A 13,197-nucleotide genomic window follows, 5' to 3' on the forward strand; every position below is an offset into this window, starting at 1 on the left:
ATATCGGCAGAACGCCGTCCGATCAAGCGCGGCGCCGTCCGAATATGAAGGCAGGGTTATCGCCGGCCCTGCGTCATGGAACTCGCGGCGACGGCAAGAAGGATGAGTCCGCCGACCAGGACCTGGCGAATATAGCTGTCGACGCTCATTTGCGTGAGGCCGTTGTCGAGAACGCCCAGTACCAGCACGCCGATCACGGTGGCGAGGATGCGCGGTTCGCCGTGACGGCTCATGGTGCTGCCGAGGAAGACCGCCGCGATGGCGTTGAGCATGAGCCCGCTGCCCTGGACCGGATTGGCCGAGGCCACGCGGCTGGCATACATGAGCCCGCCCCCGGCCGCCGCAAGGCCGGTGAGCGCGAAGGCGAGAAGGCGCAGGCGCCGGACGGCGATGCCGCTCAGCCGCGCCGCCTCCGCATTGCCGCCTATGGCATAGAGGCGGCGGCCGAACGTGGTCTGCTCGAGCAGGACCCAGACCAGCAGCACGACCAAAAGGGCGATGATGGTGAGGTTGGGCAGGCTGACCGCCACCCCGCCCCATTCGCCCAGGGGCACGCCGCCCCGGGCGAAATTGCCGAACTCCTCGGGGATGGCGCGGCCGGAAATGGTCTTGCCGCCGCTGACCACGAAGGCCAGGCCCGCGAACATGGTCATGGTGGCGAGGGTGGCGATGAAGGGCATGATGCCCACGAGACTCACCATGGCGCCGTTGAACACGCCTCCCAGCAGCCCCACGCCCAGACCGGCCGCGACTGCCAGCCAGACCGGCTGACCCGAGGCCATCAGCAACGCCGCTGCGATGCCGGAAAGACTGGCCATGGAGCCCACGCTGAGATCGAAATCGCCCATGACCATCACGATGGTCATGCCGGCGGCGACCACCATCAGCATGGAAACCTGCTGGGTAATATTGAGCCAGTTGCGGGCGGTGGGAAAAGTGCCCGGCAGCATGGCGGAGAAAAACAGCACGATGGCGAGAAAGCCGATCAGGGTGCCGTAGCGGCGAAGGAAAACTTGCATGTTCAGGCGACCCTGGCGCCGGTCGACCGGCCATAGCAGAGATTGAGAAGCTCGTCCTCGCCGAGGCGGGCGGCATCGACGACGGCCCCGATGCGGCCCTCGCGCATGACCGCGATGCGGTCGCACATGCCGATCAGTTCGGGCAGGTCCGAAGAGACGAGGATGATGGCGGCTCCCGCGGCGGCGCGCTCGCGCAGGATGGTGTAGATATCGAATTTGGCGCCGACATCGACGCCCCTTGTCGGCTCCTCGAGCAACAGCAGCCGGGGCGTGTCCCCGAGGGCGCGGGCGAATACCACCTTCTGCTGGTTGCCGCCGCTCAATTCGATGACGTCCTGCCCGGGCCCCACCGCCTTGAGGCGCATGGTGGCGCCCAGCCCGGAGGCGAAATCCCGTTCCTTACGCGGCGTCAGCCAGATGCCCGCCGCGCTCTGGCGGCGGAGATGGGCGAGGGTGACGTTCTCGAAGATGGGGCGGCGCAGCACCAGTCCCTGCGCCCGCCGCTCGCGCGGCACATAGGCCACGCCGGACCGCCAGGCGGCGGCCGGGCTGGACGGGGCATAGGGCGCGCCGCACAGCGTCATCCCGCCGGCCGAGGGACCGAGATCGCCGAAGAGCAGCCGGATCAGTTCGTCCTGGCCCGCCCCGGCCAGCCCGGCGAGCCCCAGTATCTCGCCCTGCCGGACGGCCAGATCCACCGGGCCGACGCCGGGACCGGCCAACCCCTGCGCCACAAAACCCACGCCGGCGCGGGGCGCCGCCTGCGGCGGGGGATAGGCTTCCTCCACCTTGCGACCGATCATCATTGCCACCAGGTCGTCATGGGTGATGTCGGCCATGGCGCCGCTGTCGATGGAATAGCCGTCGCGCAGCACCGTCGCGCGATCGCACAGCGCCATGATCTCGTCGAGCCGGTGGGAGACGTAAAGCACCGAACTGCCCGCGTCGCGCAATTGGCGGAGGACGCGGAACAGGCGTTCGCTTTCGTTTCGGGACAGCGCCGCGGTCGGCTCGTCCATGACGTAGAGCCGGGCCTCGTCGCGCAAGGCGGCCGAGATGCGGACCAGCATCTGGTCGCCCAGCGAAAGCTCGCCGAGCGAACGGCGCGGGTCGATATGGTCGATCCCGAGGCGGCCGAGGGCCTCGCGGGCACCCTCGTTGAGCCGCGCCCAGTCCACCAGCAGGCCAGCCCGGCGCGGATAGGATTGCCCGAGGAAAATATTCTCCGCCACGGAGAGGGTGGGAACGACGTTGAATTCCTGATGGATGAAGCGCAGGCCCAGATCGTAGGCGGTGGCGGCGCTGTCGATGGCCACGGAACGGCCATCGATGGCCACGGCGGCCGCATCCGGCGCGACGACGCCGGCGAGGATCTTGATCAGCGTGGATTTCCCCGCGCCGTTCTCGCCCATCAGCGCGTGGATTTCGCCCGGTGCCACGACCAGGTCGACATGCCTGAGGGCGGGCACGCCCCCATAGGACTTGGTGACGGCGGTGGCGGCGAGCAGCGGAGCGGGAGAAGCCATGATCGGCCTCTCCCCTATCGCGGATGCGGGAGGCAGCGCAACTATTCGTCGGCGTTGGCGGCGGTGATCAGCCGGGTGGGCACGTAGATCGCCGACTGGCGGATGTCCTCGCCATCGAGCGCCCGCGCCACCGCATCGGCAGTCGCGGCACCGATGCCGGCGAAGTCCTGCGCCACCGACGCCTCGAAATTGCCGCCGGCGGCGATGGCCTCGCGCGCCTCGGGATTGGCGTCGATGCCGGTGATGACGATGCCCTCGCCCTCACGCCCGGCTGCCTCGATGGCCTGCAAGGCGCCCAGCGCCGGCTGATCCCAGGCGGCCCAGACGGCCTTGATGCTTCCCGGCTCGGGATTGGCGGCCAATATGGCTTCCATCTTGGCGCGGCTGTCGGCGATGCCGCCATCCGAGACGTCCGGCGTCACGCGGTCGAGCACGGAAATATCGGGGAAATTGCCGAACACCGCATCGGCGACCACGCCGCGCACCTGCACCGGCGGGAAGGCGTCGAAGACGAACATCACCACATTGCCCTCGCCGCCGATCCGGTCGGCCACATAGGTCGCGGTTTCGGCCGCCATGGCGTAGCCATTGCTGGTGATATTGGCCACCAGCAGCGGGTCGGCGCCGGCATCCATGCCGAACACGGGAATGCCGGCATCGGCGGCCGTCTGCAGGCCTGCCGTCACCTGCGAGGGATCGACATTGATGACGATGGCGTCGACATTCTGCGTCACCATGTCCTCGATGCGGCTGATGACGGCGGCGACGTCGCCGGCGGTGTCGATGACATTGACGTCCCAGCCCTTTTCGGCGGCGACGCCCTCAAAGGCCTCGACGTAGAACTGCGTCCCGGGCTGGGCCATATAGGGGGTGACGATGGCCACGCGCGACTGGGCCATGGCGCTGCCGGCGGCCAGCGACGCGGCGGCCAGGACGAGGCCGGAAACGGCCAGCTTGGTCTTGAAATTCAATTGGATGTTCTCCTCACGGTTCCGTCGCCAAACCCGATGGGGACGGCTATATAGCTTCGGCCTCGGGGCACTATATGGCCCGATGAAATATCGGCAAGACAATAGGAGGGATTGCGGGTGGATTTCACGCTGATCGGCATCGATGTGGGCACTACGGCGACGAAAGCGACGCTGATCGACGGCAAGGGCCGCGAGTTGGCCAGCTTCGCCCGGCCCCACCCGACCGATCGCTCCGGCCCCGGCAAGGCCGAGCAATCCCCGCAGGCCTGGCTGGACAGCGTGTTCGCCGCGCTCCACCATTTCGCCGCATCGGCGGATTTGTCCGGGCTTGCCGGCATCGGCTTGTGCTCGCAGGTCAATACCCATGTCTTCGTCGACGGCGCCGGCAGGCCGCTGCGCCCGGCCATCACCTGGCAGGACAGCCGCGCCGCGATCGATGCCGCCCTGCTGGACGGCCAGGTCACGCCGGAGCGGAAGACCGAGTGGTTCGGCGGCCCGGTGCCGATCGATGCCAGCCACGCCCTTTCGCGCATGGCCTTCGTCGCCCGCACCGAGCCTGACATATGGTCTCGGACCCGGCATGTGCTGCTGCCCAAGGATTTCTGCGCCCTGCAACTGACGGGCGAACTCGCCTCCGACCCGGTCGCCGCCGTGGGCCTCGTCGACAGCGCCGGCAATTACGTGGCGCCGCTGCTCGACCTGCTGCCCGGGGCAGCGGACCGCCTGCCGCCGCTTTTCGCCTTTCATCACGTGGTGGGCCGGATTAGGCCGGGCCTGCCCTGCGCCGGCACGCCGGTGGTGGTGGGCGCCATGGATGCCTGGGGCGGCATGTTCGGCTGCGGCGTGGTGGAAGACGGCGATGCCATGTGCCAGTCGGGCACCAGCGAAATTCCCGGTGTCGTCTCCACCCGCGTCCATCCCACGCCGGGCGTCGTGCTGTTCCCGCCCTATGACGGCATCCGCATGCATGCCGCCCCGACCCAGGCCGGCGGCGCCTCGTTGGAATGGGCGGCAGCGCTGCTGGGCCGCGCCCCGGCGGAATTGCCGGCGCTGGCGGCAACGGCCGGGACCGGCCCCATCCCCTTTTTCCTGCCGCATCTGGCCGGCGAGCGCGCCCCGATCTGGGATGCGGCGTCACGCGGCAGTTTTGCGCGGCTCGATGGCGGCACGGGACCGGCGCAACTGGCCCGTGCGGTGCTCGAGGGCGTCGCCTTCTCGGTGCGCTGGGCGTTTGAAGCCCTGGAGGCCTCCGCGGGACGGCCGATCGAAACCGTGCGGATCAGCGGTGGCGGCTCGCAATCGGACATCTGGTGCCAGATCCGCGCCGACATTCTGGGCATGCGGCTGGAACGGGCGGAGGTGCCGGCGGCGGCGGCGCTGGGAGCGGCGATTCTTGCCGGCGTCGGCAGCGGCGCCTTTCCTTCCCTCGCCCCGGCCATCCGCCAATTGGTGCGCCACGACCGCGAATTCCTTCCCGATGCCGGCAAGCGCGCGCAATATGACGAGGCGTTCGCGCATTACCAGGCGCTTTACGAAGCGCTGCGACCGTTCAACGCCCGCTTCCAGTCCCCCAGCCAAAGGTGACGATATTGTCGATAGAAACCCAATCGCTCTATTTCACCGGTCCGCGCGCCGTGGAGATCCGCGACGAGCGCCTCGAAGGCCCCGGCCGGGGCGAGGTGCTGCTGGAGCTGATCGTTTCGGGCATCAGCGCCGGCACGGAACTCAATGTCTTCCGGGGTCTCGCACCGCAATGGCGCCAGTCCATGAACCCTGAAACCCGGCTCTTTTCCAGCGCCGGCGGCGCGGACTGGCACTGGCCGGCGCGCTATGGCTATGCCGCCGTCGGGCGCGTCGCCGAACTGGGTGCCGGTGTGACGGGTCTGGTGCCGGGCGCACTGGTTTTCGCCTATGTGCCGCATGGCCGCCACGCCGTCGTCGCCGCCGAGGAAGTGGTGCCGCTGGCCGGGGTGGAAGATCCGGAGATCGGCATCTTCTATGCCAATCTCAACACCGCCTATAACGGGGTGCTGGACGCCAATATCCCGCTCGGCGCCGATGTGGTGGTAAGCGGGCTGGGCGTCATCGGCCAGATGGTGACACGTCTCCTGCGCCGCAACGGGGCGCGAAAGATCATCGTCGTCGACGGCATCGCCCGGCGGCGCGAAGCGGCATTGGCCGGCGGCGCCGATATGGCCCTCGATCCACACGACCAGCCGGTCGCCGAAACCGTGCGCGGCCTGACGGACGGACGCGGCGCCGATGTGGTGATCGAGGTATCCGGGGCGGCGCCGGCGCTCAACGAGGCCATCCGCACCGCCGGCTTCAATGGCCTTGTCGTGGCCATGTCCTGGTATGGCGGAACCTTCGAAAGCCTCAGCCTTTCCGGCGAGTTCCACCACAACCGGCCGCGCATCGTCTCCTCGCAGGTGGGCACGGTCAACCCGTTCCTGGGGCCGCTGTGGTCGCTCGAGCGGCGCGGCCGCATCGTCCGGGAATATCTCGCCGGGCTCGCGCCCGAACTGAAAGGCTTCATCACCCACCGCATAAAGCTTTCGGAAGCGGAGCACGGCTACAACCTGCTCGACCAGGGCTCGCCCGAGGTGATGCAGGTCCTCATCGACTATCGCCACTCCTGAGCAGATCGGATCCGACATGAAACTCTCCGCCTGTATCGAATGGCTGTTCGCCGACGCCAGCGACGACTTTGCCGACCGCATCCGCCTTGCCCACGATGCCGGGCTCGATGCGGTCGAATTCTGGCTCTGGTCCAACAAGGATATCGACGCCATCGCGGCAGCGCTCCGCGAAACCGGCATGAGGCTGAGCGGGTTCGTCGCCGAGCCGATGATCGCGCTGACCGATCCGGCGAACTGGTCCGCCTTCCTCGAGGGCCTCGCCCGCTCCGTCGACGTCGCAAGGCGTCTCGGCGCCGGCGTCCTCATCGCCCAGGCCGGCAACGAACTGCCGGGGCGCACCCGCGCGGATCAGCGCCTTGCGCTGGTCGATTGCCTCGGCGCAGCGGCGGACGTACTGGAGGGCAGCGGCGTGCGGCTCGGGGTCGAACCGCTCAACACCCTCATCGACCATCAAGGCTATTACCTCGCCTCGACGCGCGAGGGGCTCGATATCGTCGAGCAGGTGGGGCGCCCGGAGATCGGCATCGTCTACGACCTCTACCATTCCTACGTCATGGGCGAGAAAATCGAGGAGGTGCTGGCGGGGCGCGTCGGGCATGTCGTTCACGCCCATGTTGCCGACCACCCCGGCCGCAACGATCCGGGCAGCGGGGAGATCGATCTGGGCCGTCGGCTCGCCTGGCTGTTCGCCAATGGCTATACGGGCGCGGTCGGCCTCGAATACCGGCCTTTGGGCTCCACCGCCGCCGGTCTGCCCAAGGTCAGGGCCAGCCTCGGGGATGCGGGCGCCTGATCCGATGGCGTTCGCTTTTTTTGCGGACGCCTACTCCGATTTTTCCGCTGCCTCGGCCTCTGTTGCGGGACGCGCGGAGGCGCGCGGCGGAACCGGGGCGCCTTCCATGCGGTCGCGGAACAGGGTGGCGCGGGCAAGCAGCATCAGCGTCACCGGCGTCGTCAGGGTCATGAAGACGAAGATGGCGAATTCGTGAATCACCAGCCGTTGCAGGGTGACCGAGAAATAGAGCGCCGAGGCCAGCAGGATCAGCCCGCCTCCCATGCTGGTGCCCATGGTGGGCGCATGGATGCGCTGGTAGAAACTGCCCAGCCGCACGAGGCCCAGGCAGCCGGCCAAGGTCAGCAGGGCACCCAGCAGGATACAGGCGGAAACGACGATGGCCAGCCAGAGCGGCAGTTCGGCGGTCATTCGATCACCTCCCCGCGCATCAGGAACTTGGCGAGCGCCAAAGTGCCCACGAAGCCGAGCAGCGCCATGAGCAGGGCCAGCTCGAAATAGGTCTGGCTGTCATTCCTGATGCCCAGCGTCACCAGCAGCAGCAGCGCCACGACATAGAGCGCGTCGAGCGCCAGGATACGGTCCTGCGCCCGCGGACCGCGCGCCATGCGCACGAGCGCCGCCAACAGGCCCATGGCGAGCATGATCTGCGCCAAGAACAGGCTCCAGTCCAGAATTGCCTGGCTCATTGGAAAATCTCCATCAACAGCGTTTCGTAGCGGCTCTTGAGGGTTCTGGCCCAGCCCTCCAGATCGTCGTCGTCGAAAACATGGATGATCACGGTATTGTTCGCCCGGCTATGCTCCAGCCAGGCGCTGCCCGGGGTAGCGGTGACGATGCCGGCGAGGATGGCCAGCCCGAACGTATTGGTCAGCTCGAGGTCTATTTCAACGAAGCCGCTTTTGGGCGCGGGGCGGCGCTGCAGCAACACGCCGAGCACGGCCAGGTTGGACATGATGATGTCGATGCCCGCGACCACCACCAATTGCGCGAATTTGAGCGGCCGCTTGAACGGCACCGGCTCGGGGATCACCGCCGAGGCGCCCAGCGAGGCCAGGATGGCGAAGAGGCTGCCGAGCAGGATATGGCCGAGGCCGGCCGACTGGTTGAGGGTGAGCCACATCACCAGCAGCAGGAAGGCGAGGATCGGGTGCGGGAACAGACGCCTCATGGCGTGACCTCCTGCATCACCGCTCCGATATAGGCGTCGGGGGAATGCACCGCCATGGCCGCATCGCCCAATATGGCCACCACCGGCCCTGCCACGATGGAGAGGAAAACGCACAGCGCCAGCAGGGCGACGATTGGCGTCACCTCGAGGCTGCGCAGGCGGATATTGTCGCCCAGCTCGGAGCTCCAGAAGATGTTGATGCCGTTGCGGGCCATGGCGACCAGCACGAAGAAGCCGGAGACGATGACGGCGCCGGTAAACCACCAGGCCATTTGCGTCGGAGCAATTCCTCCGGAAAAGGCACCGGAAATCATGGCAAATTTGGCAAGGAAGCCCGATAGCGGCGGCAGGCCGGCCATGAGCAGGGCGACGATGGCAAAGCACCATGTCACCAGCGTGGCCGATCCAGGCACAGTGCGGCTGACTTCCTCGTCATCGTCAAGCTGTTCGTCCTCGTCGCCGTAAAGCTCCAGCGACACGGCCAGAATCTGCGCCTCGGCGGGCAGGATCTGGTCGATCACGTCCTTGAGCAGGAACATGGCGCCGGCTGCGAGCGTGGCGACGACGAAATAGTAGAGCGCTCCCGTCGTCACCTGCGGCGTGTTGAGCGACACCGCCAGCAGCAGCGTTCCGGCCGAGACAAGAATGAGATAGCTGGCCAGGCGGTCGAGGGCTTTCGATGCAAGGGCGCCGACGCTGCCATAGGCGATGGTGGCCAGGCCCAGCACCATCAGCACCCCCTGCCCGAAAGCGAGGTCGGGGCCGGGCTGGTTGGCGAAGACCAGGTTCCAGAGGCGCAGGATCGAATAAAAGCCCACCTTGGTCATCGCCGCGAAGATCGCGCCCACCGGGGGCGTGGCGGCCGAATAGGTGTGGGGCAGCCAGAAATGCAGCGGCCAGGAGCCGGCCTTGATGAGGAAGGCGACCCCGAGGATGGCGGCGCCCGCCTCGAACAGGCCCCGGTTCTCGGGGGCGATGGACGGCGCCACCCGGGCGATGTCGGCCATGTTGAGCGTTCCGGCGCTGCCATAGATCAGCGCCACCCCGATGAGGAACAGCGAGGAGGCGACCAGATTGATGGCGATGTAATGCAGGGCGGAGCGCACCCGGTTGCGGCCGCCCCCATGCAGGGCCAGGCCATAGGAGGCCGCCAGCAAAAGCTCGAAGAAGACGAAGAGGTTGAACAGGTCGCCGGTGAGGAAGGCGCCGTTGAGCCCCATGGTCATGGCGTGGAAGAGCGGGAAGAAATTGGGGCTGCTGCGATACCAGCGGGCCGAGGCGTAGACCATGGCGGCCAGCGACAGGATGGAGGTGGTGAGCACCATCACCGCCGAGAGCCGGTCGGCCACCAGCACGATGCCGAACGGCACCGGCCAATTGCCCAGCGGATAGACCGCCATCGCGGTCCGGTCGGCGCCGACCAGCGTGACCAGCAGCAGCACGGCGACGCCCACGAGAATGACGCCGAAGGCGATGTTGATCCCGGTGATGCGGTTGCTGCTGCGCTGGTCGCCCAGCAATATATTGGCGATGGCGGCCATCATCGGCACCAGAATGGGCAGGATGGCGAGGTGATTCATGTCGGCCATGTCAGGTATTCTTCCCGTCGACGTGGTCGCTGCGGGTAAGCCCGCGAGCGGCTAGCAGCACCACCAGGAACAAAGCCGTCATGGCAAAGCCGATGACGATGGCGGTCAGCACCAGTGCCTGGGGAACCGGATCGGTATAATTGGCCGGATCGACATCGGCGCCCGACACGATGGGCGCGGCGTTCATGCGCAGCCTGCCCATGGCCAGCAGGAAGAGGTTGACCGCGTAGGACAGCAACGACAGGCCGATGATGACCTGGAAGGTGCGGGGCCGCAGGATGAGGTAGACGCCCGAAGCGGCGAGAACGCCGATGGCGAGTGCGAGGGTCAGTTCCATCGGTCGGCTCCCTGGCGGGCCAGCGGTTCGGGCGAGGCGGCGGCCTTGGGGCGGCGGATCGACTGGTGCGCCAGCGCGATCAGGATCAGCATGGTCGCCCCGACCACCAGCGCGAAGACGCCGATATCGAAGAGCAGCGCCGTCGCCATGGGGACCTTGCCGATCCAGGGAATGTCGGCATAGGCGAAGGCCGAGGTGAGGAACGGTACGCCCAGCATCATGGCGCCCAGCCCGGTGAGCAGCGCCAGCAGCAGCCCCCAGCCGACCCAGGCCATGGGCAGGATGCGCAGCCTTTCCTCGACCCAGCGTGTGCCGCCGGCCATGTATTGCAGGATGAAGGCCAGCGACATGGTGATGCCGGCGATGAACCCGCCCCCGGGCAGGTCATGGCCGCGCAGCAGCATATAGACCGCGATCACCACGATATAGGGGAACATCCAGTTCATGATCAGCGAGGGGATGCGCAGGAAGTCGTCCACCACGTGATCGTTCTCGCCCCCGCCATCGAGCAGGCGCTGCTGCTCGGGCCGGTCGGCGCTGTCCACCGCCGGGCGGAAGCGACGCAAGAGGGCGAAGACCGTCAGCGCGACGACGCCGAGCACGGTGATCTCCCCCATGGTGTCGAAACCGCGGAAGTCCACCAGCATGACATTGACCACATTGGTGCCGCCGCCCTGGCTATAGGCGTTTTCGAGGAAGAAATCGGAAATGCCCTCGGGCGCCTGCCGGGTCATGATCGCATAGCTCGACAGGGCGGCGCCGAGGCCCACCAGCAGGGCAAGGCCCGCATCGCGGGTCCGGCGCAGGCGCAGTTGCCAGCTCTCGTCTTCGGCGACCGGCAGCCGCTTGGGCAGCCAGCGCAGCCCGAGCAGGATGAGCACGGTGGTGGCGATCTCCGCCAGCAACTGGGTCAGCGCCAGGTCCGGGGCCGAGAACCAGGCGAAGGTGAGGCAGGTCGCCAGCCCGGCCCCCCCCATGAGGATGAGGGCGGCGAGGCGGTGGAACTTGGCCTGGTAGGCTGCGGCGATGGCGCTGAGCCCGCCCAGAAGCCAGACGCCGGCCAGCACGGGGTCGAAACCGGTGGGCAGGGGAAGATTGCCCAGCCGCGCCCAGCCGGCGGCCACCCCGGCGGCGAGCGCGATCGAGACGACGAGGAAGACCTGGGGCTGCAGGCGCTGGGTGCCGAATATCTTGATGAAGCGCAGGGCCCAGCGATTGGTGAGATTGAGCAGCAGCCGCTCGAAGATGCGCTGGCCGCGCAACTCGCTGATGAAGGGGGCGCCGTCCACATTGCGCAGGCGCCGGTAGTAGGAGACGTAGAGTAGCACCCCGCCGGCCAGGGCGATGCCGCTCATCACCAGGGGCAGGCCCAGTCCGTGCCAGACCGAGAGGCTATAATAGGGCGTCTCCGGGCCGAGCACGGAGGTCACCGCCGCGTGAAGATAGGGGCCGATGGTGACGCCGGGAATGATGCCCACGGCCAGGCAGATCAGCACCAGCAGCTCGATCGGCCGGCGCATCAGCGCCGGCGGCTCGTGCGGCACCTTTTCCAGTTCGGTCGGCGGCGGGCCGAAGAACACGCCGTGCACGAATTTGAGCGAATAGGCCACGCTGAGCATGCCGGCAATGGTGGCGCCGATGGGCAGCGAATAGTTGATGAACATGTTGGCGTTGTAGGCGGCCGTCTCGGTGAAGAACATTTCCTTGGAAAGGAAGCCGTTGAGCAGCGGTACGCCGGCCATGGCGCCCGCCGCGATGATCGAGAAAGTCGCGGTGACGGGCATGAAGCGCCGCAACCCGCTGAGCTTGCGGATGTCGCGGGTGCCGGCCTCATGGTCGATGATGCCGACGGCCATGAACAGCGAGGCCTTGAAGGTGGCGTGATTGGCGATGTGGAAGATGGCGGCGACCGCCGCCAGCGGGCCGCCCATGCCCAGAAGCGTGGTGATCAGGCCCAGATGGCTGATGGTCGAATAGGCCAGCAGCCCCTTGAGATCGCGCTGGAACAATGCGGCATAGGCGCCGAAGATCAGCGTCAGAAGGCCGGTATAGGTGACGATCCAGAACCACAGGTCCGAACCGGACATGACCGGCCAAAACCGCGTCATGATGAAGATGCCGGCCTTCACCATGGTGGCGGAATGCAGATAGGCGGAAACCGGCGTCGGCGCCGCCATGGCGTTGGGAAGCCAGAACTGGAACGGGAACTGGGCGCTCTTGGTGAAGGCCCCCAGCAGGAACAGGATCAGGATGACCGGGTAAAGCTGCGACTCCACGATCATCGACCCGGATTTCAGCACCTCGTCCATCTCGAAGCTGCCCACTACATGGCCGATGAGGATCAGCGCGACGAACAGCGCCAGGCCGCCCCCGCCGGTGATGATCAGTGCCATGCGGGCGCCGTCGCGCGCGTCGCCGCGGTGGTGCCAATAGCCGATCAGCAGGAAGGAAACGAGGCTGGTCAGCTCCCAGAACACCGCGAGCTGGATGAGATTGCCCGAGGTGACCAGGCCCAGCATGGCGCCCATGAAGGCCATGAGCAGGGAGTAGAAGCGGGGCACCGGGTCCTTGGGCGACATGTAGTAGCGCACGTAAAGGACGATCAGCAGGCCGATGAAGCTGATGAGGAAGCAGAACAGCCAGGCCAGGCCATCCATCCGCACGGTCAGGTTCAGGCCCAACTCGGGCATCCAGCCGAGGGTGAAGGTCACGTCCCCGCCATCGGCGATGGCGGGAAAAAGCAATATGGTGCAGGCCAGGCAGATGGCCGCCACCGAGCCGCTCAGCCAGGCCGCCCCGTCCCTGGCCTCGCGCGGTAGCGTCAGCACCACGAGGCTGGCGACGAATGGCAGGATCCAGATGGTGGTCAGGGCGGCGTCGATGGGCATCGGCGTGTGGTGCTACTCGATTGACATGGTACGGGGAGCCGGCAACCCCACAGCGGGATTTTGCCCCGCAGCGCTATGACGTTACCGACATGTCTGCAATCCGTTGTTTCATTGCGGCATCGTGCCCGTCAAGCAGTGTTACCGTGCCAAAAGCGCGCGAGGTTCAAACTTTCGGATGAGTTTGCCGCCCATTCCGAACACTCTTGCGTTGGTGCCGCGGGCTTCGGCCCGCAAAAGCCCAGGCGCTTCACTGTCGCAAATCCA

General features: G+C 67.0%; 12 protein-coding genes. 3 read left to right on the forward strand and 9 right to left on the reverse strand.

Annotated features, from left to right (window positions below; translation table 11 throughout):
• Positions 1–56 precede the first annotated feature (56 nt).
• From ACFOOL_RS11090 to ACFOOL_RS11100, 3 genes are read right to left on the reverse strand one after another with little or no spacing between them, the layout of a single operon-like run.
• Positions 57–1,019 (reverse strand): ABC transporter permease, encoded by a 963-nt coding sequence (locus ACFOOL_RS11090; RefSeq protein ID WP_380097087.1) that lies wholly within the window; start codon positions 1,017–1,019, stop codon positions 57–59.
• 2 nt (positions 1,020–1,021) lie between these two features.
• Positions 1,022–2,545: a sugar ABC transporter ATP-binding protein gene (locus ACFOOL_RS11095; protein ID WP_380097088.1), complete on the reverse strand. Its 1,524-nt coding sequence runs from the start codon at positions 2,543–2,545 to the stop codon at positions 1,022–1,024.
• A 41-nt stretch (positions 2,546–2,586) separates the two neighbouring features.
• Entirely contained in the window at positions 2,587–3,516 is a 930-nt protein-coding gene (locus ACFOOL_RS11100; protein WP_380097089.1) for a substrate-binding domain-containing protein, read from the reverse strand.
• Between the two features lie 117 nt (positions 3,517–3,633).
• Between ACFOOL_RS11100 and ACFOOL_RS11105 the strand changes: the two genes are divergently transcribed.
• Genes ACFOOL_RS11105 through ACFOOL_RS11115 form a run of 3 tightly spaced genes read left to right on the forward strand, consistent with a single transcriptional unit; the run spans position 3,634 to position 6,948 of the window.
• The gene (locus ACFOOL_RS11105; protein ID WP_380097091.1) at positions 3,634–5,100 is read left to right on the forward strand and encodes a xylulokinase; all 1,467 of its coding nucleotides are present in this window, start codon (positions 3,634–3,636) and stop codon (positions 5,098–5,100) included.
• Between the two features lie 5 nt (positions 5,101–5,105).
• The gene (locus ACFOOL_RS11110; protein WP_380097092.1) at positions 5,106–6,155 is read left to right on the forward strand and encodes a zinc-dependent alcohol dehydrogenase; all 1,050 of its coding nucleotides are present in this window, start codon (positions 5,106–5,108) and stop codon (positions 6,153–6,155) included.
• A 16-nt stretch (positions 6,156–6,171) separates the two neighbouring features.
• Positions 6,172–6,948 carry a TIM barrel protein gene (locus tag ACFOOL_RS11115; RefSeq protein ID WP_380097093.1) on the forward strand — a complete coding sequence of 259 codons (777 nt, stop codon included), beginning with the start codon at positions 6,172–6,174 and terminating at the stop codon, positions 6,946–6,948.
• 30 nt (positions 6,949–6,978) lie between these two features.
• On the opposite strand, the gene mnhG is transcribed toward ACFOOL_RS11115, so the two are convergent.
• From mnhG to ACFOOL_RS11145, 6 genes are read right to left on the reverse strand one after another with little or no spacing between them, the layout of a single operon-like run.
• The gene (gene mnhG / locus ACFOOL_RS11120; protein WP_380097094.1) at positions 6,979–7,359 is read right to left on the reverse strand and encodes a monovalent cation/H(+) antiporter subunit G; all 381 of its coding nucleotides are present in this window, start codon (positions 7,357–7,359) and stop codon (positions 6,979–6,981) included.
• Positions 7,356–7,637: a K+/H+ antiporter subunit F gene (locus ACFOOL_RS11125; protein ID WP_380097095.1), complete on the reverse strand. Its 282-nt coding sequence runs from the start codon at positions 7,635–7,637 to the stop codon at positions 7,356–7,358. Before ACFOOL_RS11125 ends, mnhG begins: the two co-directional genes overlap by 4 nt.
• Positions 7,634–8,119, reverse strand: a complete 486-nt coding sequence (locus tag ACFOOL_RS11130; RefSeq protein WP_380097097.1) for a Na+/H+ antiporter subunit E — start codon at positions 8,117–8,119, stop codon at positions 7,634–7,636. Before ACFOOL_RS11130 ends, ACFOOL_RS11125 begins: the two co-directional genes overlap by 4 nt.
• Positions 8,116–9,708 (reverse strand): monovalent cation/H+ antiporter subunit D, encoded by a 1,593-nt coding sequence (locus ACFOOL_RS11135; protein WP_380097099.1) that lies wholly within the window; start codon positions 9,706–9,708, stop codon positions 8,116–8,118. Before ACFOOL_RS11135 ends, ACFOOL_RS11130 begins: the two co-directional genes overlap by 4 nt.
• 1 nt (position 9,709) lies before the next feature.
• The gene (locus ACFOOL_RS11140; protein WP_380097101.1) at positions 9,710–10,045 is read right to left on the reverse strand and encodes a Na+/H+ antiporter subunit C; all 336 of its coding nucleotides are present in this window, start codon (positions 10,043–10,045) and stop codon (positions 9,710–9,712) included.
• On the reverse strand, positions 10,036–12,933 hold the full coding sequence (locus ACFOOL_RS11145; RefSeq protein ID WP_380097102.1) for a monovalent cation/H+ antiporter subunit A: 2,898 nt from the start codon (positions 12,931–12,933) through the stop codon (positions 10,036–10,038). The genes ACFOOL_RS11140 and ACFOOL_RS11145 overlap by 10 nt, the downstream gene beginning before the upstream one ends.
• Between the last annotated feature and the right edge of the window lie 264 nt (positions 12,934–13,197).

The sequence above is a fragment of the Devosia honganensis genome (assembly GCF_042648785.1).
Classification (GTDB): domain Bacteria; phylum Pseudomonadota; class Alphaproteobacteria; order Rhizobiales; family Devosiaceae; genus Devosia; species Devosia honganensis.

Bases quoted from the DNA above. Each gene is read 5' to 3' on its own strand.
- ACFOOL_RS11090 (WP_380097087.1), bottom strand. From the start codon at position 1,019: ATGCAAGTTTTCCTTCGCCGCTACGGCACCCTGATCGGCTTTCTCGCC.
- ACFOOL_RS11095 (WP_380097088.1), bottom strand. From the start codon at position 2,545: ATGGCTTCTCCCGCTCCGCTGCTCGCCGCCACCGCCGTCACCAAGTCC.
- ACFOOL_RS11115 (WP_380097093.1), top strand. From the start codon at position 6,172: ATGAAACTCTCCGCCTGTATCGAATGGCTGTTCGCCGACGCCAGCGAC.
- mnhG (WP_380097094.1), bottom strand. From the start codon at position 7,359: ATGACCGCCGAACTGCCGCTCTGGCTGGCCATCGTCGTTTCCGCCTGT.
- ACFOOL_RS11125 (WP_380097095.1), bottom strand. From the start codon at position 7,637: ATGAGCCAGGCAATTCTGGACTGGAGCCTGTTCTTGGCGCAGATCATG.
- ACFOOL_RS11130 (WP_380097097.1), bottom strand. From the start codon at position 8,119: ATGAGGCGTCTGTTCCCGCACCCGATCCTCGCCTTCCTGCTGCTGGTG.
- ACFOOL_RS11135 (WP_380097099.1), bottom strand. From the start codon at position 9,708: ATGGCCGACATGAATCACCTCGCCATCCTGCCCATTCTGGTGCCGATG.
- ACFOOL_RS11140 (WP_380097101.1), bottom strand. From the start codon at position 10,045: ATGGAACTGACCCTCGCACTCGCCATCGGCGTTCTCGCCGCTTCGGGC.
- ACFOOL_RS11145 (WP_380097102.1), bottom strand. From the start codon at position 12,933: ATGCCCATCGACGCCGCCCTGACCACCATCTGGATCCTGCCATTCGTC.